Annotated in this window: 21 protein-coding genes; 11 read left to right on the top strand and 10 right to left on the bottom strand. The window is 46.0% G+C overall.

Annotated elements, in window-relative coordinates; translation table 11 throughout:
- Positions 1-565 precede the first annotated feature (565 nt).
- Both gppA and rhlB read right to left on the bottom strand, forming a co-directional pair.
- The gene (gene gppA, locus ACNKW2_RS11290; protein WP_419148650.1) at positions 566-2,074 is read right to left on the bottom strand and encodes a guanosine-5'-triphosphate,3'-diphosphate diphosphatase; all 1,509 of its coding nucleotides are present in this window, start codon (positions 2,072-2,074) and stop codon (positions 566-568) included.
- Positions 2,075-2,124: 50 nt separating this feature from the next.
- Positions 2,125-3,399: an ATP-dependent RNA helicase RhlB gene (rhlB, locus tag ACNKW2_RS11285; protein WP_419148649.1), complete on the bottom strand. Its 1,275-nt coding sequence runs from the start codon at positions 3,397-3,399 to the stop codon at positions 2,125-2,127.
- A gap of 91 nt (positions 3,400-3,490) precedes the next feature.
- Here rhlB and trxA point away from each other — a divergent pair, with 91 nt between their 5' ends.
- The 3 genes from trxA (at position 3,491) to ACNKW2_RS11270 (ending at position 6,780) form a co-directional block, all read left to right on the top strand.
- A complete protein-coding gene (gene trxA / locus ACNKW2_RS11280; protein WP_419148648.1) occupies positions 3,491-3,817 on the top strand; it encodes a thioredoxin TrxA in 327 nt (108 codons plus the stop codon).
- A 207-nt stretch (positions 3,818-4,024) separates the two neighbouring features.
- A complete protein-coding gene (gene rho, locus ACNKW2_RS11275; RefSeq protein ID WP_336568228.1) occupies positions 4,025-5,284 on the top strand; it encodes a transcription termination factor Rho in 1,260 nt (419 codons plus the stop codon).
- A 236-nt stretch (positions 5,285-5,520) separates the two neighbouring features.
- Positions 5,521-6,780, top strand: a complete 1,260-nt coding sequence (locus ACNKW2_RS11270; RefSeq protein WP_419148647.1) for a methyl-accepting chemotaxis protein — start codon at positions 5,521-5,523, stop codon at positions 6,778-6,780.
- On the opposite strand, the gene ACNKW2_RS11265 is transcribed toward ACNKW2_RS11270, so the two are convergent.
- Positions 6,777-9,611: an ATP-binding protein gene (locus tag ACNKW2_RS11265; protein WP_419148646.1), complete on the bottom strand. Its 2,835-nt coding sequence runs from the start codon at positions 9,609-9,611 to the stop codon at positions 6,777-6,779. The genes ACNKW2_RS11270 and ACNKW2_RS11265 overlap by 4 nt on opposite strands.
- Before the next feature lie 71 nt (positions 9,612-9,682).
- On the opposite strand from ACNKW2_RS11265, the gene ACNKW2_RS11260 reads away from it, so the two are divergent.
- The gene (locus ACNKW2_RS11260; protein WP_419148645.1) at positions 9,683-10,258 is read left to right on the top strand and encodes a DNA-J related domain-containing protein; all 576 of its coding nucleotides are present in this window, start codon (positions 9,683-9,685) and stop codon (positions 10,256-10,258) included.
- On the opposite strand, the gene dbpA is transcribed toward ACNKW2_RS11260, so the two are convergent.
- Positions 10,239-11,621 carry an ATP-dependent RNA helicase DbpA gene (dbpA, locus tag ACNKW2_RS11255; RefSeq protein ID WP_419148644.1) on the bottom strand — a complete coding sequence of 461 codons (1,383 nt, stop codon included), beginning with the start codon at positions 11,619-11,621 and terminating at the stop codon, positions 10,239-10,241. The two genes, ACNKW2_RS11260 and dbpA, sit on opposite strands and share 20 nt — an antisense overlap.
- A gap of 183 nt (positions 11,622-11,804) precedes the next feature.
- On the opposite strand from dbpA, the gene ACNKW2_RS11250 reads away from it, so the two are divergent.
- Positions 11,805-13,172 carry a M20/M25/M40 family metallo-hydrolase gene (locus tag ACNKW2_RS11250; protein ID WP_419148652.1) on the top strand — a complete coding sequence of 456 codons (1,368 nt, stop codon included), beginning with the start codon at positions 11,805-11,807 and terminating at the stop codon, positions 13,170-13,172.
- 106 nt (positions 13,173-13,278) lie between these two features.
- Entirely contained in the window at positions 13,279-14,052 is a 774-nt protein-coding gene (locus ACNKW2_RS11245) for a tetratricopeptide repeat protein (protein ID WP_419148643.1), read from the top strand.
- 3 nt (positions 14,053-14,055) lie between these two features.
- On the opposite strand, the gene ACNKW2_RS11240 is transcribed toward ACNKW2_RS11245, so the two are convergent.
- Complete coding sequence (locus ACNKW2_RS11240; RefSeq protein ID WP_419148651.1) at positions 14,056-16,662, bottom strand: sensor domain-containing protein; 2,607 nt, start codon at positions 16,660-16,662, stop codon at positions 14,056-14,058.
- A gap of 298 nt (positions 16,663-16,960) precedes the next feature.
- Here ACNKW2_RS11240 and ubiD point away from each other — a divergent pair, with 298 nt between their 5' ends.
- The 5 genes from ubiD (at position 16,961) to ACNKW2_RS11215 (ending at position 21,206) form a co-directional block, all read left to right on the top strand.
- Positions 16,961-18,433, top strand: coding sequence for a 4-hydroxy-3-polyprenylbenzoate decarboxylase (gene ubiD / locus ACNKW2_RS11235; protein ID WP_419148642.1), 1,473 nt, complete (start codon positions 16,961-16,963; stop codon positions 18,431-18,433).
- A gap of 129 nt (positions 18,434-18,562) precedes the next feature.
- Entirely contained in the window at positions 18,563-19,276 is a 714-nt protein-coding gene (fre, locus tag ACNKW2_RS11230) for an NAD(P)H-flavin reductase (RefSeq protein WP_419148641.1), read from the top strand.
- A 196-nt stretch (positions 19,277-19,472) separates the two neighbouring features.
- Positions 19,473-19,742 (top strand): hypothetical protein, encoded by a 270-nt coding sequence (locus tag ACNKW2_RS11225; protein ID WP_419148640.1) that lies wholly within the window; start codon positions 19,473-19,475, stop codon positions 19,740-19,742.
- Positions 19,743-20,132: 390 nt separating this feature from the next.
- Positions 20,133-20,594 (top strand): hypothetical protein, encoded by a 462-nt coding sequence (locus ACNKW2_RS11220; RefSeq protein ID WP_419148639.1) that lies wholly within the window; start codon positions 20,133-20,135, stop codon positions 20,592-20,594.
- 204 nt (positions 20,595-20,798) lie between these two features.
- Positions 20,799-21,206 carry a CBS domain-containing protein gene (locus ACNKW2_RS11215; RefSeq protein WP_419148638.1) on the top strand — a complete coding sequence of 136 codons (408 nt, stop codon included), beginning with the start codon at positions 20,799-20,801 and terminating at the stop codon, positions 21,204-21,206.
- 44 nt (positions 21,207-21,250) lie between these two features.
- Here the strand turns inward: ACNKW2_RS11215 and add are convergent, their stop codons facing one another.
- The 5 genes from add to ACNKW2_RS11190 form a co-directional block, all read right to left on the bottom strand.
- Positions 21,251-22,243: an adenosine deaminase gene (add, locus tag ACNKW2_RS11210; RefSeq protein ID WP_419148637.1), complete on the bottom strand. Its 993-nt coding sequence runs from the start codon at positions 22,241-22,243 to the stop codon at positions 21,251-21,253.
- Positions 22,244-22,444: 201 nt separating this feature from the next.
- Positions 22,445-23,551, bottom strand: coding sequence for a heme biosynthesis HemY N-terminal domain-containing protein (locus tag ACNKW2_RS11205; protein WP_419148636.1), 1,107 nt, complete (start codon positions 23,549-23,551; stop codon positions 22,445-22,447).
- Positions 23,548-25,365, bottom strand: a complete 1,818-nt coding sequence (locus ACNKW2_RS11200) for a uroporphyrinogen-III C-methyltransferase (protein WP_419148635.1) — start codon at positions 25,363-25,365, stop codon at positions 23,548-23,550. The genes ACNKW2_RS11205 and ACNKW2_RS11200 overlap by 4 nt, the downstream gene beginning before the upstream one ends.
- The gene (hemC, locus tag ACNKW2_RS11195; protein WP_419148634.1) at positions 25,366-26,304 is read right to left on the bottom strand and encodes a hydroxymethylbilane synthase; all 939 of its coding nucleotides are present in this window, start codon (positions 26,302-26,304) and stop codon (positions 25,366-25,368) included. It abuts the gene before it with no gap.
- Positions 26,305-26,384: 80 nt separating this feature from the next.
- Positions 26,385-26,788 (bottom strand): DUF2914 domain-containing protein (locus ACNKW2_RS11190; protein ID WP_419148633.1); only part of this gene is annotated, 404 nt, incomplete at its 5' end.

The following is a 26,788-nucleotide window of genomic DNA, read 5'->3' as shown; positions in this document are numbered from 1 at the left end:
CGCCAGCGTTCAATCTGAGCCATGATCAAACTCTTCAATTAAAAGTTTTTTTGAAGCCGAAGCTTCAGCTCAATGAATTCTGATTTTGATATCTGTCGATATCGAATTGACTGTGCTGAAACAAGTAAACTTGTTTCCGTTGGTCACTCAGTTCAATTGAGACTCTAAATTTGTTTGCGTCCCTACTTATTCAAAAAGAACGAAGTAGTTCTGCTGTTAGAACTCAATCTGTACGAGTGCCCACACAGATGATTGCTTCATATTGTTAAAGAACGTGTCGAGCCACTTTCGCGTCTCGAGGGCTGTGCATTTTACTCAACCCCACTTTGTTGTCAACACTTATTTTGAATTTCTTTAGTAAGTTTCAAAGTTCAGTTTTACTTGACTCACATGACTCGTTTGATTGCTTGTTTGTAAGCATTCCGCCGTGTCAGTGGGTGCGCATTATAGGGAGAATCGAAAACGATGCAACCCCTTTTTTAAAGAAAACTTAGGAAAACAGATCGTTTGGGCAGAAATCAATCTAAAAGGTGCTTTTTTGTATATTTAGCCTAAAAATAGAGCCCTAAATGTGCTCTATTTTTAGTTCCCAGCCAAACTTAGCTAAATATTCAGCTTCTTGCGTAAGCTCAGCTAGCATCAATGGGTGTGCTGCTAACCAAGCAGTTGGCATTTGTATTGTTAAGCTACGCTGTGTGTTAGCGCTAGTGATGAGTTCTACCTTTGGTAATACATCGTCTTTTCTGCGCATGGATAACAAAACGCCTAACCGCACCAGTACACACAATAACTTTGCTGTTTCAACTTCGCAGCCTAGCTTTTCGAAATCTTTAGAAAGTAGATCAGCACGATGGTTTTTCACTATCGCAACAACAGTGTCTTTTTCGGCTCGGCTGTAACCAGGCATTGCGGTATTAGCTAAGATATAGCCACTATGGCGATGGTATTGCTTATAATCAATCAGCAAGCCTATCTCATGCAAATAGGCAATGGCTTTAACCAAGTGGCTGCAGCTAGAGATGTCTAGTGACCAATTTGTTGCCACTTGTGAGAGCATAGCTGATACCACCTCATACACGCGTAACGCTTGCTCTTGATCGACATGGTAACGTTGGATAAATCCATCTAAGGTTCGCTGACAGATATCTACCGCTTGAAAGTCTGGGATCATACTATAAAGCACGCCTTCACGTAGCGCGCCTCCAGCCAACCCCATAGCGGTAATATGTAACGACTCAAACAGCGCAATGAGAATGGCTAAACCAGAAACAAAAACTAACCGACGCTCTTCTATAAGACCCGGTAAGGATAGCGCTGTGATGCTTTCACACGCTATCGCTTGGGTTTTTATTTCATTGAGTTTCGCTAGGGTCAGTTGTTCACTTTCCCCCATTGCGGCAAATATTTCTTGGATCGCTTGCACCGTACCAGAGGCACCAATTGCAATTTCCCAGCCCAATTGTTGATAAGCGTCTTGGATAGGTTGTACCACAGCTTTAGCTGCAGCAATGGCGGCGTTAAAATTAGCGTCGCTCAACTTACCATCTTGAAAGTAGCGATCTAAGTAAGTAACACACCCCATGTTGAGGCTCTTATACAGTAAAGCATCAAATCCTTTACCGATAACGACTTCGGTACTCGCACCACCAATATCAATTACCAACTGTTTGCCCTGACAAGCCGAGGTATGGGCCACCCCTTTATAAATTGTCTTCGCTTCCAGCTCGCCACTGATCACATTGATTTTGTGATTAAGGATTTTTTCCGCTTCACTAATAAATACTTTGGCATTACTTGCTAAGCGTAGGGTTGCCGTGGCAACGATGCTGACATTAGCGTGTGGAATGTCTTGTAGCCGCTCGGCGAATAGTGCTAAGCATTCCCATCCCCGTTGCATGGCTTGTGTAGACAACTCATTTTGGTCATTGAGTCCGGCAGCCAAGCGTACCTTTCTTTTCACTCGACCAATGGTGTGGATACCTCCAGCCATGTGCTTAGCAATAAGCATATGGAAGCTGTTTGACCCTAAGTCTATAACAGCAAAGATATCTTCCTTTACAGCAGTTTTAACCACTATTTAAACCTCAACAAATCGCCTAGGGCGTTACAACTTTTAGTTCCAGTCTATTTTGACTGTGGCTTTCTATAGCCACCGCTATTTTTACGTCCACTCCGGTGTCTACTATTACCATGACCAGAGCTGCGACGTTTGTTAAATTGCGGCGTTTTTAAGTCAGTCAAGAGTGCCGACTTATCATAGTGAGATACCGGAATGCTGTGTTCGATATACTCTTCTATTTCATGAAGGTTATAAGCATATTGCTCACACGCGAAACTAATGGCATGGCCTGAAGCACCAGCACGGCCGGTACGACCAATTCGGTGGACATAATCTTCTCTGTCGTCCGGTAAATCAAAGTTAAATACGTGACTTACTTCTGGAATATGTAACCCTCGAGCTGCGACGTCTGTTGCAACTAATAAGTCTATGTCGCCACGCGTAAACTGCGCCAAAATTGACTGCCGTTTTTTCTGGTTAACATCACCGGTTAGTAGTCCCACACGGTGGCCATCGGCCTTAAGCCATTCATAGACTTTCTCACAGCTATGTTTGGTGTTGGCAAACACGATTGCTTTATCAGGCCACTCTTCCTCAATTAACGTCAGTAATAAAGGAATTTTGTCCGCTACTGAAGGATGAAATAATTCTTCTTGGATGCGCTTAGCCGTTTTTACATCTGGCTCAATTTGCACGTGTATCGGGTTGGTCATGTGCTCAAATGCTAATTCCTGTACGCGGTAAGACAGCGTTGCAGAAAACAGCAGATTCAAGCGTTCTTCACGGCCCGGCATGCGATTAAATAAATAGCGAATATCTTTGATAAAGCCAAGATCGAACATACGGTCTGCTTCATCTAATACCACTACTTCAATATCGTTAAGGTTATACGCACCTTGTTTGTAGAAGTCGATAAGTCGCCCGGTGGTACCAATTAGAATATCCGCACCTTTTTCTAATTGCGCCCGTTGTTTTTCGTAATCTTCGCCACCATATACTAAGGCGAGCTTAAGACCACAATGTGGCGCAATAATTTGCGCGTCCTTATGAATTTGAATTGCCAACTCTCGAGTCGGTGCCATGATGATTGCACGAGGTTGCGTACTTTGTTCCTTTTTAGTCTGCATTAGGCGATGACTGGTCGCGGTCAAAAACGCGAGGGTTTTGCCCGTACCAGTTTGCGCTTGGCCAGCTATATCGCGGCCTTCACAGATATAAGGTATGCACTTTGCTTGGATTGGCGTACAAAATTCAAAGCCATTCTCGTCTAAACCGGCGACCACTTCCGGTGCTAAAGCAAAGTCAGAAAACTTTTTATTGGTCAAATGTGTCTTAGTCATAGCAATAAAGCATAACGTTTAAACTTGCAATAAGAAACAAGAGTGTTTAAATACGCACTAAATATTTCGCCTAATTCTAACGGAGAGCGTAATGAGCGACAAAATTATTCAACTAACTGATGACAGCTTCGAAGCAGATGTGATCAAATCTGACAAACCTGTATTGGTCGATTTTTGGGCTGAGTGGTGTGGTCCATGTAAAATGATTGCGCCGATCCTTGATGAGGTAGTGGAGTCTCACGGTGACCGTGTTGCGATTGGTAAACTTAATATTGATCAAAACGCAGGTACTCCACCTAAATATGGTATTCGTGGCATTCCAACTTTGCTGCTGTTTAAAGACGGCCAAGTTGCTGCGACAAAAGTAGGCGCGCTTTCTAAAACTCAACTGGTTGAGTTCCTAGAAAATAACCTATAATTCATACCATTATAGTCGTCGTGCAAATCTATCCACGACGACTTGCCAAATCCCGTCAAGATTTTATACAATTAAATTTGTATAAACACTGGACGACCCGTCGCCTAGCTGCTAATTTATAAAGCCACAAACCTTTATAAGCATTATCAAATCAACCTCTCTCGTGAAACCAACGGGAATGACAACTGTAATAAAGAACCCACCAATATGCATTTACGCGAATTAAAAGACAAGTCAATTAATGAACTTGTAAAACTTGCTGAGTCCATGGGACTTGAAAACGTAGCTCGTTTAAGAAAACAAGATATAATCTTTGCTATTTTGAAAGCGCACGCCAAAAGCGGCGAAAACATTTATGGCGGCGGCGTTTTAGAAATTCTTCAAGATGGCTTCGGCTTTTTGCGTTCGTCAGAAGCATCTTACCTCGCAGGTCCAGACGACATTTATGTATCTCCGAGCCAAATTAGACGCTTTAGTTTGCGTACCGGTGACACTATCGGTGGTTTGATAAGACCACCTAAAGATGGTGAACGATATTTCGCGCTATTAAAAGTCAATGAAGTTAACTTCGACAAGCCGGAAAACTCTCGTACTAAGATCTTATTTGAAAACTTAACGCCAATCCACGCTAATGAACGCATGGTCATGGAGCGCGGTAACGGCAGTACAGAAGACATCACAGCGCGAGTATTAGATCTCGCATCGCCAATAGGTAAAGGTCAACGGGCACTGATTGTTGCACCACCGAAGGCGGGTAAGACCATGTTACTACAAAACATTGCCCAGTCGATTACCTATAACAACCCAGACGCCACTCTAATGGTATTGCTTATCGATGAACGTCCTGAGGAAGTGACCGAGATGCAGCGCCTGGTACAAGGTGAAGTGATCGCATCTACCTTCGATGAGCCGGCCAACCGTCACGTTCAAGTTGCGGAAATGGTAATTGAAAAAGCCAAACGTTTAGTCGAGCACAAAAAAGACGTGGTGATCTTACTCGACTCCATCACTCGTCTAGCGCGTGCTTACAACACGGTTATTCCATCATCTGGTAAGGTGTTAACCGGTGGTGTTGATGCCAACGCATTGCACAAACCAAAGCGCTTCTTCGGTGCTGCGCGTAATGTTGAAGAAGGCGGCAGCTTAACCATTATTGCTACGGCACTCATCGATACTGGCTCTAAGATGGATGAAGTCATTTACGAAGAGTTTAAAGGCACAGGTAACATGGAACTGCACTTAAACCGTAAGATTGCAGAAAAGCGTGTCTTCCCAGCCATAGACTTTAATCGCTCAGGTACTCGTCGTGAAGAGCTCCTCACCAAGACTGACGAATTACAAAAAATGTGGATCTTACGAAAGATTGTCCACGAAATGAGTGAAATCGACGCCATGGAATTCTTGATTGATAAGCTTTCAATGAGCAAAACCAATAACGAGTTCTTTGACTCAATGCGCCGTAAGTAACACTTCTTTACGATGAAAAGCCAGCAACTGCTGGCTTTTTCTTTTTATCGCAATTACCAATAAACCTCGCCCTCCAGCCGTTTTTGAACTATACCTATCTAGTGGTAATACTTTTGGTTGTTTTATTCGCAGGATCAAAATGTTGCAGACTCAGCATCGCACTACCCTGGCGCCATAAACTGCCCGACCAGAAGTAACGCAAACTTAAAATTAGAACACCGTTGATGGGGATCAACATGAAGCAACGTCGCCTCATTCTTATTACTGCGCTATTCAATAGTGTAGCCGCTGCATTAGCATTAACACTTGTGCCGGACACCAGTTGGCAACTGTTCGCTATTATTGCGGCAATCTGTGCTGCGAGCGCAGTTCATTACTTTTATATTGGTCGCAAAGCCAGTACCGAACAACAATTTCAGCAGCTTGCCAATCGACTAGTGAGTGAAGAAGGAGTCGATTTAACGTATCGTTTTGATGAGCAAGATCGCAACCTTCCTCACTCCTGCCTAGTGATCAATGACTGTTTTGCGGTGATGGAGCATATTTTAGGCGAAGTATATAACTCATCCACACGCCTTTATCCCATGGCAGACAGCCTCAGAGACACCTATGCGTCGATGACGCAAAAGGCAACATTGCAACATTCTCATGGCCAACATTTAGCGCAATCTATCGCCGCCATGCTAGAAATATCCTCACAACTGGATGAAAGCCTTGAGCAAATTCATCACTCGGTAGAAGATGCCACCAATGCCGTTCAGCAGACTCGCCAAGACACTAATAAAAGTCAGACGAGTTTGCTATCACTTGCAGACAACATCAAAAAGACTAATGAGCAAATAGAGGCTTTAAAAGCAGATAGCAATGAAATAAGCTCCGTCATCGAGGTCATTAATGCCATTGCCGAACAAACCAACTTGTTGGCCCTTAATGCCGCGATTGAAGCAGCGAGAGCCGGTGAACTTGGCCGCGGTTTTGCCGTTGTTGCCGACGAAGTAAGAAGCCTAGCAGCTAGAACCAGCCAGTCGACTAAAGAAGTAAGCCAGGTTATTGCCAAAATTCAATCCGGCACCGATGCCGTTTATGACCTCATGCAAGCAGCCTTAGAAGAAACGGATGCCACGGTAAAGTTAAGTGAAGCATCCACTAACGAGGTAGATGAAATAGAAAAAGCCATGCTGTCGATTAATCAGATGTCGCAAAATATCCACCAGCAGGTCGGCGAACAAAAGCGTGCCTCTGACGAAGCCCAAGAGAGTGTCGAATCCATGGTGGTGCTTAACTCTGATGCCTTATCGAGCACGAAAATACAAGCCGTGTCCAATCGCGATCTTATTGCGCTGTCAAAAAGCATTCAAGAGAAGTTGTCCTTATTTAAAGTAACAGAAACGCCGTTAAATACCGAAGCTAGAAAAGATCTGGCTCGATTAGTGACGGATGAAGAGCCGGGTGATACCGAGCAGCACTCCGATAATAATGAGGTTGAGCTGTTTTAGTCGCTTATTGCTGTTGCCGAGTTGCTGCCAAGTTCATCGCATAACGCCAAAAATAGGCTTTGATATTGCTCTGCATTTTGCTGTACTAGGGCCTGTTCAAATGATTTGGCAACCGTTGCCAGCGCAGTAAAATCAAACATGGTCGCGGCTCCTGCAAGCTTATGACACAGCCCCTGCAGTGCTTGCCAATCTTCATTTTGCCATGCATCAATCGCCAAATAACGCTCTTGCTCAAAGGTACTGGCAAAGCTGTCTCTGAGGTCGGACAGATCCACTTGAATATCTCCTAACTCTCCCTGTTCAGCTACTTGCAAATTGTCCTTAAGCACAGCCAACAATTCTTTTTTGGTAAACGGTTTACCAATATGGCCATTAAAGCCAGCGGCTATATATGACTGCACTTCATTGCTCAGCACATTGGCTGTGAGAGCGTAGATGGGCTGGTTATAACCGGCTGCACGGAGAATCTTTAAGGCTTCTAAGCCGTCCATATCAGGCATTTGGATGTCCATCAGCACCAAGTCGGGGAATTGACTCAAACATAATTCCACCGCTTGTTTGCCGTTTTCAGCCGTACTCACCGACGGACCATAACTCGCCACCATACGCGCAAACAGCTGACGATTTTCAACATGATCTTCGACAATTAGCACACTGCCATTGAGCGGCTCATTTATACCTGGAGTAGGATCCGAGAAGTCGCTCTCTGTCATACGGTATACATGGCAAGGGAGCGCAAATGTAAAGGTGCTTCCTTGGCCTGGTGCACTGGTAACATGAATGTCTCCCGCCATCATTTGAGCAAGTTTGTTGGATAAGCTGAGCCCAAGCCCAGAGCCTCCAAAACGCCTAGTGATACTGTTATCAGCTTGCTGAAAACTATCAAAAATACGCGCCACTTGCTGTTCATTCATGCCAATTCCGGTATCAATAACAGTAAACGCTAGCCCCTGCTGAGTAGAGGTTAGATGAAGCTCAATGCGGCCCGTCTCGGTGAACTTCAAGGCATTGCTGAGTAAGTTAATTAATATTTGCTTTACTCGAATATAATCCAAGCGTACGCAGGCATTGTCGTCCAGTTGATTGACCACGATAAAGTCCAGTGACTTATTCTCACAGCTTTGTTGAAAGGTATCACTAAGATCCGCTAATAAACTGCTTAACAAAAACTCACTGGATTCAAGCTCAAGGCGCTCCGCTTCAATTTTACTGAGATCAAGAATATCACTGACTAAGTCACGTAGATGGCAGCCTTGAGCATGCATCACTTTTACCGCATGAGTGGCCTCGGGAGTTAAAGTATGCCCTGTCAGTAGATCTTCAGCATGACCTAACACCGTGGTCAAAGGCGTTCTTATCTCATGACTCATGTTGGCTAAAAACTGACTTTTTACGCTATTTGCGGTTTTCAGTTCATCCGCTTTTTGTTGTAACTGTGCTGTGCGCTCAGCGACTTTTTTCGTTAACTCCAGCTTGGCTTGTTGCTCAGCCCGACGGCGATACAGCGCAAAGCCACTCAATAAGGTTAATAGGCCTATAATGGCACTGAGCATAAGAAGCTGACTTTTTTGCTGTTCCTTTAAACTCTGTAACTTTTGCGCTTGCTTCAACGACTCCACTTCCCGGCTTAATTCACTGGCCTCATACTTAGCTCGGTAATCATTTATGCGCTGTTGCACGCTGTCTCTCATGAGCCGCCTTTGCAGAGCAAGATATTGCTGGTGATAGTCTCTAGATAGCGCGATGTCTCCTGTTGCGGCTGCAATCAAAGCCAACAATCGTAATGACGCAGACTCTTTCCGTTGCTCGCCAAGCTGCTGACTTAACGCCAGTGATTGCTGAGCGTAATCCAAGGCAGGGGTTAAGCGCGATTGCGCAAATAACACTTTAGCTAAGGCAAAATAGGCTTCCATTAAGTTGGCTGGATTATTTGCCTTTTCACCATAATAGAGCGCAAAATTGGCCTCTTTTTCCGCCTCTTCTAAGGCGTTAAGCGAGTAGCTCAGCTTGGATAAATTGACATACTCATAAGATAAATGCCGGATATCATTTTGTTGTTCGTAATAATCGATGGCAGCTTGATAGGAAGCCCTTGCAAGCTCGGGGCGTTGGGTTTCTGTATACAGCACTCCCAAGTCAGCCTGAGCCAGCGCTTCACCATACTCATCCCCTAAGCGGCCAAACGCCTGTAATGCCGTTTGTAACATTTCCTCTGCTTTGTCATAGGCTGCTTGGCGAATATACACACCAGAAATATTGAGTAAAATATCAGCTTGGTCTTGCGCATCCCCATACTGTTGGTAAAGCGCGTCGGCTTCAAGAAAGTGCGCCAGAGCTTGGTCTAAGGTATGGCTTTTGAAAAAGGCCAAGCCCAAATTACTCCGGAGGTTGGCAATTTCAATGGCGTTTTGACGCTGCTGTGCAACCGCTAAGGCACGCTCATAGAGATCGATGGCATCTTGATACTGACCTAAATAAAAATGGCATATCCCTTGTAATTTCAATGCCTTGAAATAGTTATCACTAAGCTTATTAGCACTAGTATGCTGCTCTAATAGTTTGAGAAACTTAAGCGCATCGCGGAAGTTATTTTGTTGATATGGCAAACGACTAAGGGTGAGTAACAGCTCGGCTCTTTGCTCAGCACTGAGTTGCTTGTCGGCCAACCACTCCAAGCCCGCTTGTTGCTGTAGCGGCCAGCTTTCTAATGTTTCTAGCTGACTGAGATCGAGCTCTGTGGCGTAAGTCCATGAGGGAATGTAGGCGCTAGAGACAAATAACCCGTAAATTACAGTGCGAGACCATAACCTACCCCAGCTTTTCAACCCCATCCCTGTTCTCCATTGCCGATCATTTAACCTACGTGGTATTGTGAAGATACACCAACAGACATAGGGCGACAATGTTCAATCCGCTTGTAGACGCTATTTTCAACCTAATTTGCCAATCTGAGCAATTAAAAGTGCACACCATTGCCGCTGAACTCATGCGCCAACAACAACTGCCACAACTCGACGATGACCCCAATAAAGACTTATTTAAGCGTAACTTTCTCATCATGAATGCCTTGTATACGCTACAAGGGGAGCTGGCAGAGCAACAGCAGTATTTGCATGTTGCTGCACTTAATGTTTATTTAGACAAAGAGCCGAGCCAAGTGAATATCAGCCAGTCAGACCCACTACGAGAGTATTATCTCAATTGGCAAAACTACGAAACCAGTAGCGCTGACGTCGCCGACCTCTTAGATAGCTTTTGGCGCCGATTTGGCCAACAACAGCCTTTGGTGTCAGCAAAAAATATCGACATTGGCGCCATTGCACAAAGGTGGGGGCTTCCAGAGCACTACGATCGGGCTACGCTGAGCAAATATTGGCGCCGACTTGCTCTGGCACACCACCCCGACAAAGCGGGGGATGAAGAACGCTTCAAAGAGTTACAAGATGAGTATGAAGCGCTTAAGCTCGCATTGCTTTAAAGCGCTTGTTCTTAATTCGGCTCTGGTTTAATTTCCGTAAGGCTGGCTTGACTGCTTCACGTTTTACCGCCACAAAAGTCTGCACATCGTAGATGTTGATCTTGCCAATTTGTTTAACACTGATCCCCTCTTCCCCAGTTAAGCAGCCAACGATATCGCCCTTACGCAACTTTTGTTGCTTGCCTCCGGCGATCATTAGGGTCACCATATTTGGCTTATAAGCTGGCCTATCTAACAGCGTATGACTGGGTAGCTTACCTTGCTCTAGCGGGTGCTGAAATAGGCTTTGTAACTGTTCAACTTTGAACATTTCTTTTTCACCGAATAAAGACACAGCCAGCCCTTTATGCTCCCCTCGCCCTGTACGGCCAATACGATGAACATGGGTTTGCGGCTCTAACGCCAGATGATAGCTAACGACTAAGTCTACGGCTTCAACGTCAAGACCTCGGGCAGCGACATCGGTGGCGACTAAGATGTTGGCACTTTTATTGGCAAACGATAACAGTGACCATTCGCGCTCACCTTGGTCTAAATCGCCATGCAATTCAACACAGGCGAGGCCGGTTTGCTGCAGCTCTGAAAATAACCGTTTGGTTTCCACTTTGGTGTTACAGAACACAATACACGATTGTGGTTGATGCTGGGCCAGCAGCACTCGCAGGGCATTCAAGCGCATCTTGTTGTTATCGAGCTTATAAAAAATTTGCTTAATATTACTGTGGCTTGGCTGCTCATTGGCCTCCAGCAATTGCGGAGACGCCATAAAGTGTTTAGCAGCCTGCATAATTTTTTCAGGATAAGTGGCGCTAAACATCAGGTTCTGACGATTTGGTGGCAAGTACACCAAAATGCTATCTAAGGTTTCCATAAAGCCCATGTCTAACATTTGATCGGCTTCGTCTAACACCAGAGTATCCACTTCACTAAGCATCAACGCACCATTGAGCAGATGCTCCTCAACACGCCCTGGAGTCCCGACAACAATATGCGCGCCTTGTTTTAAGGCACTCACTTGGGCACCAATTGGCATACCACCACACAAGGTTAACACGCGTACGTTGGCAATCAGCGCCGCCACTTGCTTTATTTCCACACTGACTTGCTCGGCCAACTCTCTGGTTGGGCATAATACCAGTGCCTGCACATGAGTAGCATCACAGCGCAGCTTATTCAGCAGTGCCAGGGTAAAAGCTAAGGTTTTTCCCGAGCCCGTTTTCCCTTTTACCACTAAGTCTTCACCTGCCAGTGCTGGCTGTAGGCTGATTGCTTGCACTGCTGTCGGCAGTACATAGTTTAAATCAGCAAGTCGCTGCAGTAACTCTGGGCGCAACGCCAATTGAGAAAAAGAAGATATTGCCACTGTGATTTCCTAACTGTTTTCTAGGCCTCCATTTTAATCATAAATCCTCAGAACAGCTAACCCTCTATTGTTCACCACTAGGGTATTATCGTATAGCTCAGACATACCCGGTGATTTATGTTTTAATATCGGCAATTTACACCCAAACCAAGGAACATTATGAAGTTTACCTCTGTCATTGCGATGGCATTATTTGCCGCTGGATTTGGCCAAGCTGTGGCTGAAGAATTTACCGCCAAGCAATTAGAACAGGTTGCTCAAGTACGACAAGCGGCCCAACAGAGCTCACTTAGCTGGCAGCTGCTCAGCGAGTTAACCACCGAAATTGGTCCTCGGTTACCCGGCTCAGAAAACGACAAAAAAGCGGTCGCGTGGGCGCAAGCACAGTTTGAACGCTTAGGGTTTGACAAAGTGTGGGTAGAAGAAGCCACCTTTCCTCATTGGCGCCGCTATCATGAATCCGCCACTATCCTTACTCCCAGTGAACAGCCGCTCCATCTGACCGCGCTTGGCAATAGTGTCAGCACGCCAGAACAAGGTCTCAGTGCTGAAGTCGTGCTGTTTGAAACCTTAGATGAATTAATTGCGGCACCCAGCGACAGCCTCAACGGCAAAATCGCCTTTATTAACTATCGCATGAATCGCGATATTGATGGTAACGGCTACGGACCTGCAGTGAAAGCACGCGGCGTTGGCGCGGTAGAAGCGGCCAAGAAAGGCGCTATTGCTTACATGATGCGCTCTGTCAGCACCAGTGATCACCGCTTTGCCCATACCGGTGGTAGTCATTACCAAGCCGGAGTCAAGAAGATCCCAGCTACGGCAGTCGCCAACCCCGATGCCGATCAACTGGAGCGCCTGATCAATGGCGGTCATCGCGTCAAAGTACAAATGAACATTGAAACCGAAGATCTCGGTGAAGGCACCAGCTACAATGTGATTGGTGAAATCACCGGCAGCGAATTACCACAGCAATACGTGTTAATCGGTGGTCACTTAGACTCATGGGATCTCGGCACAGGGGCACTGGATGACGGCGCAGGTGTGGCATTAACGATGGCCGCAGCGAAACACATTGCCGATGTAAAACGTCCCAAGCGCAGTATTCGTGTGGTGCTGTTCGCAGCTGAAGAACTAGGTCTATGGGGCGCAAAAGCCTACTTTAAACAACACCAAGATGAGCTTGATAACATTGTCGCTGCTGCAGAATCGGACTTTGGTGCCGATGTTGTTTATGCCTTTGAATCGAATGTTGATGCTCACTCTTTACCTGTCGTCAGAGCCATCGCTAAGCAGCTCGAACCACTTGGAGTAAAGTATATTGGCAAAAACGCCGCCCATGGTGGACCGGACCTTATTCCACTGAAAAACGCTACTTCAGCACCTATTTTTGCCTTACATCAAGATGGTACCGACTACTTTGATTACCACCATACTGCCGACGACACCTTAGACAAGGTTGACCCAGAAAAGCTGAAACAAAATACTGCGGCCTATGCGGTATTTGCTTTGATGGCGGCCGATGCCAAGCAAAAAATGTCTGGCAAATAGTTTGTTACAAAACAGAGGGGCAATTGAGCTTGTCCCTCTTCTTGCACTGCTCTACTCTGAGTTAACTCCTTCTAAACTCACTTAATTTCTCGTCTAGGAAGACACTATGCAAGTAGCATCAATACTGATTAATGGTTACGACTGGGTCTTTAATTTTATCGCCCGATTTAAACCCTACCTCATACTACTGGTCGCCCTGCTCATCACTAGCTATTTTTACTTGCAGCACCAAGCCACGCAAGCTAAGTACCAGACCCTGCTGAACGCCCCTGAAGTAGACGACTTGATTATCTATGACGTGGGTAAACTCAGTGACAAGCAATATCAAACGCAATTGCGAGTATTGCAAATTACAGCGGTTGAAGATCAGCAAATTGAAGCCAAAGAGAGCGCGTATACCTACAGTAGCATGCGCAAAATCACCATGGACATTCGCGTCAGTATGTTAATGACCGATAACTACTTCAAGCGGCAACCGAAAACATTACCACGTCAGCAGTTAACCAGCCTACTGAATGATGAGGTGATCTTAGAAGTACACCGTCCCGTGGGAACCCATGCCCTTGGCGGCGTTGTGCGGCAGCGCTTTAAAGAGCCTGAAATTCAATACCATGGTCCCAACATTCAACGGCAAAACCAAGAGGCCATTTACGCCTACTCACAGGGTGATTTTGTCACCGCACGGGATATGTTTGCCAGCGCCGCAAAAACGGGTCACGCTTGGGCGCAATATAACTACGCTACCATGCTACGTGACGGTGAAGGCGGTGAACAAAACCTTGCCGCTGCAATAAAGTGGCTTAAACGCTCAGCCGCTCAAGACAATCCTAAGGCCAAGGCCGCCCTCAGCGAGCTATGTAAAACGCAGCAGTGTAATTAGGGGTTAGCTGATCCGCTCAAACTGAGCGTCTAAAATATGATGCTCAAACTCGCTGTCACTAATTGGCTTTGAGTGAAAATATCCTTGGGTGAAATCGCAGCCTAGTTCACGTAAGAAAACACATTGCTCAACCGCTTCTACCCCTTCAGCAATCACTTTTAAGTTGAGCTTATGGGCCATCAGAATGATGGCACTGACAAGTGCTTTGTCTTCTTCATCCTCTGGTAAGTCATTGATAAAAGAGCGGTCAATTTTCAGCTTTGAGAGTGGAAAGCGCTTCAGATAACTTAACGAAGAATACCCAGTGCCAAAGTCATCAATGGCCAATTCAATGCCCAGTGCCCTAAGGGCAATCAGCTGCTCAAGAATTTTGTCTGAGTTTTCCACCAGCACCGACTCGGTAATTTCTAGCGTTAGGCAGTGTGGCGCCAGCTTGGTATCCCGCAGTACTTTTTTCACGATCTCAACCATGTCTTGGCGTTTGAATTGCACACTGGACACATTTACGGCAATAAAAAACTGTTCGCCATAGTTGTCCTGCCATGCTTTTGCTTGTGAACACGCGTGATACAATACCCACTCGCCAATAGGCATAATTAACCCCAGCTCCTCAGCCACAGGAATGAACTCATCCGGTGACACAAAGCCGAGTAATTCGCTGCGCCAGCGTAGTAACACCTCACAGCCTTTCAAGCCGCCCTCACCGCGTTGGCCAAATATAGGTTGATACACCAAAGATAACTCGCGATTAGACAAAGCCTTGTGCAGCGCACCTTCTAATACACTGCGCGCTTGGGCATGCTGGTGCATGGCTGAAGTGTAAAACTGATAACAATCACGGCCATGCTCTTTTGCTTTGTACATGGCACTATCGGCATTGCGTAATAGCACCTTACGGTCTTTGCCGTCGTCTGGGTATAAGGTGATCCCCATGCTCCCTGATACGTAGGCCTCGTGACCTTCTAAATGAAAAGGATTGGCCAGTGCGCGCAGTACTTTTGCCGCCACACTCTCAATATCAGAGAAGCTTTCAATATCTTGCAATAACAAGGCAAACTCATCACCGCCGAGCCGAGCTACGGTATCGGAGCTGCGCACACAGTCTTGAATACGGCTAGCCGCCTCTTTTAACAGCAAATCACCAATGTGATGTCCAAGGGTGTCGTTTACTGCTTTGAAACGGTCAAGATCAATAAAGCACACCGCAATACGCTCTTCGAGCTGTGCAGCGCGCTTCAGTGCCATATCAAACTTGATGTGGTAATGGTGGCGATTTGCCAGCCCAGTGAGACTATCGAAATTGGCCTGCTGCCACATCAGTTGCTCATTACGCTTGCGTGAGGTGATATCACTAAATAGCGCAACGTACATATCGATTTCGCGGCTTTCATTAAACACCGCAGACACCTGCAACCAACTCGGATACACCTCGCCATTTTTACGCTGATTCCAAATTTCACCTTCCCAGTGGCCTTGGTTATAAAGGTCCTCGTACATTTGCTGGAAAAAAGCGCTATCATGACGGCCGGAGTTTAGTATCGACGGCGTTTTGCCAATCACTTCATGAGCGCCATACCCGGTGATCTCACTAAAGGCTCGGTTCACCATTTGGATATTGTTGTGTTTGTCGGCAACCAGCACCCCTTCGGTGGTCGTTGCAAACACAGTGCTGGCCAGACGCTGCTCACGCTCGAATTCTAGCTCATCAGTTATATCTTGAATAACGTAAATAAACCCGAGCTGTTGCTCACTGTCACTGACAACTGGGGTACAAGAGACTCGAACATCACGGTGACCAAAGCGCTGATGCAACTGGCTCTCAACTTCGCCGGCTTCGAGCAGCTGTTCGGCATCCAGCACGTTAAATAAAGCATAGATAGACTGTGACTTTAACTCGCTTATATTGCCAAAGTCGTTAATCGCCGCTTGGTTAACACTGTTGATGCAATGGCTTTCATCAGTAAACACCAAGTAAGCATTTATACTGTGAAAAATAGCCTCGAGCCGAGCCCCTTGCGCTTGAACGCGCTGGTTAGAACGTTTCAATCGTAATAAAGTAACAACGAGAATGACCAGAGATACCACCAAGACCACGATCACGGTAATAAGTAAGATCACCTTGACCATATTGGCTTGTTTGATCTCTTCGGTTTGTACCATCACCTGCTGTTCTAGGTTCGCTTGATAATGCCAAAGCTCTTGCTGCAGCGCTCGTTGCTTACTTAAATCTTGCACTATGGACAACAGCCGCGTCTGACCACTTTTATCTTCAAACGGAGAGGAGTGAACATTCACCGTCTTGATGTCTCCACTGGCGAGACGGTGTTGAAAAATAAAATAATTCCTTCCTTCATTCAGTGCCGCTTGGCGTTCATTGGCCACTTGTTCAGGAGTGAAGGTGTTAATATCTTGGATACTCATGGTTTCCAGCTGAGACTCACTGTAGCCATAAAACTCTGCAGCAGCGGCATTTGCATCTATAATTTTTCCCGAATTTGGGTCAATTACTAGCATCACTGCGCTGTGGTCTGAAAACACGTAATTAGGAAGCTCTGTAGCAGCGACCATGGCGCTGCACAATGACAATAACGCCGACACCAGTTTATACATCAACTTCAATGCAGCCCCCCAAGGACAGTGAATCTCAAAGCGTGGCGACTATAACTTAATGGGTTTTGATGCAAAACCATTAGCCATTACAAGCTTGTCTCATATCAAAACAACACTTTGCGCTCACTTTTTTATAACAATTTATACACGCCACCGAGTGCGGTGACAAGTTCATCGCACAGCAAAGTGTAGCCTAATGTTACCAACTTGCCTTAATCGCATTCTGGCTTGCCGACGTATACCTAGGAAAAATATATCGTCTTGATATACTAACCCAAACCCAATTTCAGAAGCGCCAATGAAATACAAAGACCTGCGAGATTTTATTACGCAATTAGAAAAGCAAGGTGAACTTGTTCGCGTAAAACAAGCCATTTCAACAAAATTAGAAATGACCGAAATTGCCGATAGAACCCTTAGAGCCGGCGGCCCAGCTATCCTGTTTGAAAACCCAGAGGGATATGACATCCCAGTGCTTGCCAACTTATTTGGCACCCCGAAACGAGTGGCAATGGGTATGGGGCAAAATGACGTCAGCGAACTTAGAGAAGTGGGGAAGTTACTGGCGTTTTTAAAAGAGCCGGAACCACCTAAGGGACTCAAAGAAGCATTAGGCCAATTGCCAGTATTTAAGCAAGTGCTGAATATGCCAGCAAAAGAAGTCAAAAAGGCCCCTTGCCAAGAAGTGGTGCTCAGCGGCGAGCAAGTGGATCTGACCAAGTTACCCATACAACATTGCTGGCCCGGTGATGCGGCACCGCTCATTACTTGGGGACTGACCGTGACCAAAGGTCCCTATAAAAAGCGCCAAAATCTGGGCATTTATCGCCAACAGCTATTGGGTAAAAACAAGATCATTATGCGCTGGTTGTCACACCGAGGTGGCGCTTTAGACTTTCAAGAGTGGTGTAAAGAAAACCCAGATAAGCCTTACCCGGTTTCTGTGGCGTTAGGCGCCGATCCAGCAACCATCCTCGGAGCCGTGACACCAGTCCCCGACACCTTAAGTGAGTATGCCTTTGCCGGCTTGCTCCGCGGCAGTAAAACTCATGTCGTTAAGTCCGTCTCCAACGACTTACAAGTTCCTGCCAGCGCTGAAATCGTGCTAGAAGGGTATATTCAGCCCGGCGAAGTCGCACCTGAAGGTCCTTATGGCGACCACACGGGTTACTACAACGAAGTCGATGACTTCCCAGTGATGACGGTGACCCACATAACCCATCGTGAGCAACCTATCTATCACAGCACCTACACTGGTCGGCCGCCTGATGAGCCAGCTATTCTAGGTGTCGCGCTCAATGAAGTCTTTGTGCCTATACTGCAAAAGCAGTTTCCAGAGATTGTTGATTTTTATCTGCCTCCTGAAGGCTGTTCATATCGGATGGCGGTAGTGACCATGAAAAAACAATATCCCGGTCATGCTAAGCGCGTGATGATGGGAGTGTGGTCATTCTTACGGCAGTTTATGTATACCAAGTTTGTCATTGTCTGTGATGATGACGTCAATGCCCGTGATTGGAATGATGTGATCTGGGCTATCACCACCCGTATGGATCCTGCTCGCGATACCACCTTGGTGGAAAATACCCCCATCGATTATCTCGATTTTGCCTCGCCAGTATCCGGGCTAGGCTCGAAGATGGGGATGGATGCCACCAATAAATGGCCTGGTGAAACCGACCGTGAGTGGGGGGAACCGATTGTGATGGCTGAAGACGTTAAACAGCGTGTAGACGAAATTTGGGATAGCTTGGGGATCATGTCAAAATAAAGGCATGATGCATCTGCAATTAAAAATGGATTAATAAGGTCAAGCTGGGGCACACCATGATAACTAACATTGTTGCTATAGCTATGTTAGAGTGCCCACTCTTTGGCCAGTGCTTAATAAAGGTAAGACATGCAAGTATTAAAAGCAGAGGTAGAATCAATTACGCCTCTCACAGAGTTTGTTCATAAAGTCATATTAAAACCGGCAGAACCAGTGACGTTTGCGGCAGGACATTATCTGCAACTGGTACTCGGCGAAAAAGACAAGCGGGCGTTTTCAATCGCCAACAGTCCATCGAAGAGCGACTACCTCGAGCTGCACATTGGTGCTTCGGGTGCCGACTCCTATGCTATGCAGTCACTGGATCACCTTCGTGCAGCCTATGACCAAAAGCAGTCGGTCGCTGTTGAAGTAGGCCTGGGGGTTTCCCAGTTGCGCCCTGAGCAGGCTCGTCCTCTGGTTTTACTGGCGGGCGGTACCGGCTTCTCTTACGTTAAATCAATGGCCGATTACCTTGCTGAAATTAACTACGACCAACCTGTATTGTTTTATTGGGGCGTAAAAGAAGAGTCAGCTCTTTACGCTAAAGCAGAAATGGAAGCATGGGCTGCAGCCAATAAACACTTCGAATTTATCCCTGTGGTCGAGCACCCAAGTGAGTCTTGGCACGGTCACAGTGGCTTTGTCCACCAAGCGGTGATGAAAGACATTGTTTCACTGGAGCCTTACAGCATCTATATGGCGGGACGCTTTGATATGATTGGCATTGTTCGCGATGACTTTATCAATCACGGTGCCGAGCGTGAATACATGTTTGCAGACGCCTTTGCTTTTATCAAATAAGGCCATGTGACTGGCGGCATCACAACAACACTGAGCGCAAGGGTGTATCATACACCCTTCCAAAAAGTACACTTCGATAGAAAAGTCTGTACATTGGCAAATAAGATTGACAACAGTTGTTTGATAATTATACTACTTGTTGAGGTTTTAGAAATAATAACAAAAGGATCTAAGCTAACTTTTAAATGGAGGTAACATGATTAAAGGCTTATTAATTTTTATATTAATCTTATTTATAGTGCCCACTTTTTACTCTACAAATAGCTCTGGTAAAAGATATGATGCAACGGACATTTCCGAAGCACATCTAATTCAAGACTCTACATACGATACAAAGATTCTCTCTAATAACTACCATATTATCGTTAAAGCATTCTTGGAAGAAAAAGTGGAAAAACCTAAACTTTCTGGTTTAGGAATATCGCTTTTCAGAAGTATGATAGCAACAAGCATTTATTTGGCATAGCTTTCACTTCCAAAAAAGTTCATAAACTCTCAAGGCATCGTTAGTACAAATTAAAGTAATAACGTTTAATCGTATTATTACAGAAGTTAGATGATAATAATCCTCTTACCAATAACGTATAGCTTAAATCAGGGTTAACTCATTGCTCATAGCTTACTGAGCAGTTTAATATTAAATGACCGTTAACTAAAAAGTTTCATGACTTCATTATCAAAAAGGAGTTTTATGGTAGTTAATAAATATCAAAAAATAATGCAGTAATAATAAGGGCACTACTTGAGCTTAATTTGTAAGAATTAGGATAAAAATTAACTCAGAAAAATCCCATGTGCCATGAAAAGCTATTAAAACGAAATAGCTTATAATCGCAAAAAGTTATAGGACGAAAAAATGATAAAAAAGATTTCAGCAATAACATTAATTTTAGCAATAACAGGCTGCTCAAGCGTAACTAATGAGCCGGTTACACTTATGCCTTATAAGTACTCAGTTGATGCTAGTAAGAATGATTTATATTTTGCAGCAGTAGATTGTTCTTTGGAAAATATTACTGCACCTTCAACTAATGGAGAGTTTTTTGATTATCAAGATAAAGAATCTGGTCGGTTAGCTGTTGCTTTTGAAACTAGCTATATGCTTTCAGGCTTTTCCCAGACTCCACTGAAAACGACTATGTCAATCAAAGTTAAAGAGAATGATTTAACTATTCGTTTTAATTCGTTGCAACAGTACTTTGATTCGATTGGCTGGACCAGTGTCAACAAAAGGAAAGATGGTGAAACCTCAGATGCTGAGCTAAAGATACAAGAATTCGCTAACAAAATATCAACCTGTATTAAAAATAGAGCCTAGTACTAATTATTTCACTGGAACTCAACAGTATATATAGCTGAGCGCAAGGGTGTATCATACACCCTTCCAAAAAACAGAACACACCAATCAAAACAAGTCATTTTACCGATAAATGTATTCCCTATACGCTGGTTACTAGTTAGATAATTCACAATCAAGGCGTTAGCTAATTGGCTAAACGCGACCACATTAGGAGTACCAGCAATGAGCCAACTCTTTATTCGCGACATTATGTCGCCAGACTACCCTATCCTGACACCAGAAACAGAGCTCACTGACGCCATTGAGCAACTGCAAAAGCATCACTTAATTGGTGCTCCGGTGGTGGATGAGGCGCGACGGCTTGTGGGCTTTATTTCTGAACAGCAATTACTTAAACCCCTACTCGACTCAAGCTACTTCTGCGATGGTAAAAACCACCTCAGTGAATTGCTAGCCACCCCAGCACTGCAAGTGTCTTTGCAAACCACTGTGGTTGATTTGGCCACCCAAATGCAGGCCAATAGCCCTAAAGTCTACCCTGTGGTAGCTGAGCAAAAAGTGGTGGGAATTGTGACGCGCTCACAGGTGGTTGCGGCGTTAACCAAAAGCTATTTAAGTTGTGCCGGATAACCCAGCACAACTTCATTACTAACGCCTTGGGCGAGCACTAGCTATTATTTTTTTGCCAACAGCGCGGCTTTTTCTGAGTCGCTCAGAAAGGCAATCTCTACGGCGTTAGCTTGCGCCTGATGAATAAGATTATTATCCAGTCCAGCGATGGCTGCAGCATGGTTATACTCATTATCCAGTTCAATCCCTTGTACAGCAGGATCATCGGTGTTGATAGTAGCTAGGACACCATGCTGCAAAAACTGCTTCAGCGGGTGATTGTGGAGCTCGGCAACCGTACTGGTAAGGATATTGCTCGTTAAGCACGACTCGATACCAATGCGGTTATCACGCAAGTAGTCCATTAACTGAGGATCTTCAATGGCTTTGACACCATGGCCAATGCGCGTTGCACCTAACTCTTGGATCGCTTGCCAGACACTTTGGGCATCCCGAGCTTCACCGGCGTGCACGGTGACGCCAAGGTAGGCGTCACGAACTTGTTTAAAGTGCTCAACAAACAGCTCGCCAGGGAAGTTAAATTCATCACCGGCTAAGTCCACGGCCACTAGATGGTTACGGTGGGCTAGCAGCGCATCAAGCTCATACTGACACTTATCCACCCCATAAGTACGCGATAGAATACCAATCAGATTGACCTGAATGTCTTGCTCGGCAACTGCGCTTTTCACGCCATCCACTACGGCCTCAACAACGCCTTCAGGATGAAGGTTATGGCTTTGTGCCATGTAATATGGGCTAAACCTTAATTCGGTGTAGTCAATGCCTTGCGCAACGGCATCTGCGACATTTTCAACTGCAATTCGACGACAAGCATCGTAATCCCCCAGTACCTTAACGCCCCAATCAAGCTTTTCTAAAAATGCCATCAGGTTAGGCGCATTATCAATCACTTGAACATGTGGACGTAGCCCTTCAATATCGCTCGCAGGAAGCGCCATATTAAACTGTCGACCCAACTCAAGAATCGTTGACGCACGAACGTTACCATCTAAGTGACGATGTAAATCTAATAATGGAAGTGTGTTGTTGATCATAGCGTACCCGATTTGCAGTTAAAATTTTTAGGATCATACGCCCCCTAAAGAGAAGATCAAGGACATATGTCTAGCTGCAATTATAGTTCATATCAGTTCGCTTAATCAGCGCCTTGACCAAGGTCGGGAACTGTTGTCGTCAATACCACGAGAGAGGCAACACTGGCTAGTTTGAACCTAACCAGTGCTGAAGGGTAACAGTCATGCTGACTTTGCGATTAGATAAGCTTTTTCAAACTGCTGTGTTTGCTGATAAGCCAGTTGCCCCTGTTGACTCCAGCGCGGTTGCCATGGCTGCGCGCTGAGACTATCAAAGATCTTCGCCGCCAACTCGTAATCGCCCTCGGCATTGCACAAGCACGCCAAAGCAAACAGTAACTCTTGATCCTCCGGGGTCTTCTTAAGCTGCTGTTGAATGGCCGTTTTCAAGCTAGGGTCTGCGGCGGTAGTGTGGCTTAATAAGCTGCTTAATTGATGGTATTGCCCTTGTTTTAACAGCTTTTTCAAGGTCCCCGTCAACTGCGCGATGTCACCTTGCTGTAATTTCACCTGATATAGGGCGGTAGTGGCTTTCGCCTGTAATGCTTTTGGTAACATAGCGAACAGTTCATCCGCTTGCTCTGGTGCTTGGCTAAAGATTTGCTCAAACATACTTTGCCATTGCTGACTTTCCCAGCGCAGCTTTTTATGCCACTGAGCGATGGTACTGATTGCCTCTTGCCCCTGCTGGGCTGCAATGCAAGCCTTGATGTAGCTTGAAATTGCAGCAGTGCTAGGCTTTTTCACTGTGACTTTTTGCTGTAAAAGGGCTAAGGCTTGTTCGTTGTTATTGGCCGCAAGCCATAAGCTCGCGAGCTGGCCTTGATGCTGCTCACTTATGGCTTCAAGCTCGGTATTAGCGCTCACCACATCGCCTGATTGCAGTGCCGCACGCGCCGCAATAGCCTGCACAAAGTCTTGTCGCTCTGCAGGTTGAGGCACGCTTTTAAGTAGGCTTGCAGCCTGTTCAATGTCGTCATTAATAAGCAACCAAAGGCTTTCTTGCCACGCTTGCTCGGCTTTTAGACGGCGCTTACGAGAAAAATGCCCTTGAGTTTTCATGACACTATGCCAGCCAAAGCGCAGCACTTTTACCAGCAGCAACAAACCAAAAACAGCCAGTAGCGCTAAGATACTGAAAGACACTATGGTGCCTTCAATGGTCGTGTTATCAAACGCTATTAGCACATAGCCTTTCTCATCAATTAGTAAGTGCCCTGCTGCCAGTGCCACTAGGATCAGTAGAAAGGTCACCACGTTCGCTATCATTGTAACCACCCCTGTAACGCCTTCGGCGTGCTCAAGGTAATGTCAGTGCGGCTTTGAATTTCACTACGACTCAGTTCTTTCAAGGTTTGCAACATGGCAACTGTATTGGCATCGTCACTGTCAAAATAGCGAGTGATAGCTTGTTTGGCCCCGCTCAGCGCGGCAAAGAAAATACTGGCTTGCTGTTCTACCACCGCGGTTTGCGCTTGGGTTAGATAAGCTCGCAACTGGGCACGAATAAGCAACTTTTCATTTTTATCGAGCAATGGGTCGATGACCACCTCGTCGTGGCGGCGAACGGTAATAAAGTCATCCACCAGCTGTTGCCAAGAGCGCTTAAGGTTGCTCTGCCAATCATTCACATTTTGCGACAGTTGCGACTCTTCAGTGCGTTGTGGCTGTGGTAATGACTGGCTTTTTACTGCTAAGGTGTCGACCTGTTCTAGCATCCCGTGTAGCTGATAGTAGAGCGCCTCAGTCTGTGGTTTTGGCAACGCCTCTAGTTTTGCAATGTCTGCAGCAATAGCCTTTCTGACGGTACTGCTGTTCGACTCGGCAGCCAAAATCTCATCCAGTCGTGTTAACACGGCCACGGCGCCAAGATAGTCCTGCTCTGCAGCGACCTTGAAAGCGGCAAGCCTTTGCAAGTACAACACCTCTGCCGCCAACGCGCCACTGACCTGTTGTTTTGCCTGTGCTAGTGTCTGTGACAGCTGCTCATCCACTTGCAATTGCTGTTGCGCTAGCTGCTCTTTGACGTGCTGCTGCACACCAGCAAAGGCATTATCCAAACGCTGCAGTTGTGATTTGGTGTCACTGAGCTGGCTCTGTAGTAAGGTATTTTCAGCTGCAATGGTTTGATTGGCCATTTGCGTTTGTTGTAACTGCTGTTGCTGCTGTAAATAGAGATAACCCACGCCGGCACTACTGCCTAATGCCACCACTAAAGCCAATAACGCCAGTTTACTGATACCCGGTTTTAGCGCCTGAGTTGCAGCGGGTGTTACTGCTGCACTCGGTTCTGCATCCTTTTTGGCGTTGTTTTGTTGCGATTCAGACTGCGTCATTTTACTCCCTTGCTGTTTGGTGTGATCGGCGATTGTCGCCGCTATGGCCTGGTTATCTGGACCAGGACAAACCACAATATGCGACGGGATGATGTGATAAGTGTGTTGCAGATAGTCTGCGGTACGTTGGCTTACGACAAAAAAGGTATTGCCCTGTAACCAGTCTTTGCAGACTGTGTCTTGCACATTAAATATCGCATCAGCTGCCGTATTACTAGTAATGACTATACCTGTAATCTGTTGGCTTCGCCAGTGGTCTAACCAGCTGTCCGAGTTGGCTTTGATTGGGGTTCTTTGGTAAACCACAAGATTATCGAGAATGGCACCACGAGATTTTAAGGTGTTGGCAATGAGTGTTCGTCCACCTTTGCCTTTAACTAGCAGTACCCGCTTACCCTCAACTTGAGCCAGCTCAGGGAGTGCAAGCAACCCTTCAGAATCCGCTTGCTGGGGATATTTGGCTTTAACCGCTAGTTTATCTTGCAGTGCTTTGGCTGTGCCCTGGCCTACAGCCAGTACTTGGCAATGGCTAGGCAAAGCAATATCTAGGCTATGAAAAAAACCGACGGCATCAGGAGACACAAAAATGGCTAACTCAGCCTCAGCAACCATGGCACTGGCGGTGTCGGAGACACTCACCGCATCCAGCTGTAACACAGGGCAAATAACAGATCCAATCCCTTGCGCGGTCAGCAGCTCAGATAAAGGCTCTGATTTACCCACCGGTCGAGTTAGCGCAACGTTCATTTAAGCGTCCTTATATACTTCGGCGAGAATTTTATCCGCACCTTGAGCCAGCAGCGACTCCGCTAATTCAACCCCTAGCTGCTCGGCATCATTTACGCTGGCGGTTTGTTCTGCACGGAGGATCTCACTGCCATCTACCGCGCCCACTAAACCACGCAAATGGATTTGTTCACCTTGTATTTCAGCATAGGCACCAATAGGGACTTGGCAACCCCCTTCTAAACGTCGGTTCATGGCACGTTCGGCCAATACTCTAATACGTGTTTCTGAATGCTCTAAGGGGGCAAGAAGGGCTTTGGTTTTGGCATCATCACTGCGGCACTCGATACCAACAGCGCCTTGACCATTCGCTGGCAATGATTCAGACGCTTCAATGTAGCTGGCAATACGTTCGGCCATTTCCAGTCGGATTAATCCAGCCGCAGCCAGAATAATGGCATCGTACTCACCAGCATCCAATTTCGCCAGGCGGGTATTGACGTTACCACGCAGGTCTTTGATGATCAGATCCGGTCGTGCCGCGCGGATCTGGCATTGTCGACGCAAGCTCGAAGTGCCAACCACAGCTCCCTCAGGTAACTCAGATAAGTTACTGAAACGGTTAGAAACAAACGCATCTCGAGGATCTTCACGCTGACATATGGTGTGCAGTTCCAAGCCCTCAGGGAAATCCACCGGGACGTCTTTCATTGAGTGCACAGCAACATCAGCACGGCCATCCATCATCGCCTGCTCCAGTTCCTTAACAAAGAGCCCTTTGCCTCCGACCTTGGCCAAAGGTGTATCTAAGATTTTATCGCCCTTAGTGGACATTGGCACTAACTCAACGGTTAGATTGGCATGATGCTTTTCCAGCTCCGCCTTAACAAACTCCGCTTGCCATAAAGCCAATGCGCTCTTTCTTGTTGCGATACGTAATACACTGTGTTGTTCTGTCATGTTCTGCCTTCTTATTCACTGCTGTGACAGTGATGCTTGCTCTTTGGAGCAAAATTGAAATTCATTTATCTGGTGAAAACCTAACGCGTGCCATCCACTACACGAAATACTTTTTGTGCCAATAACTTGCCTGAGCCTGTAACCACTTCAACACGCCAGTCTCCGGTTTGGCTAGGCATAATATTTTTGCTGGAATAGGTGCGATAGCGATTGGCTCTAATGGCCAACTCAACTTCTGCCATCAGTTGATCTTGGTGGAACCATAAATGTGAGATACTTTGACCATCAAGGTTGCGTACCTCGGTAAAAAACATCAACTTGTCACTGAAATCATTGCTGGCAACAATATCTTTAAGTACATTTTCTGGCTCACGCTGACTCACCGCCGTAGTGAGCACCGCGCGGCTAATGTACTGAGTATCAATTTTAGCACCGAGCGCAACACTGGCTACTTGCGCTTCATTATCAAATCTATTGCCCGTTG

It is taken from the genome of Pseudoalteromonas 'SMAR' (assembly GCF_048515945.1).
Classification (GTDB): Bacteria; Pseudomonadota; Gammaproteobacteria; order Enterobacterales; family Alteromonadaceae; genus Pseudoalteromonas.
This window is presented reverse-complemented; position numbering and strand designations above follow the sequence as displayed.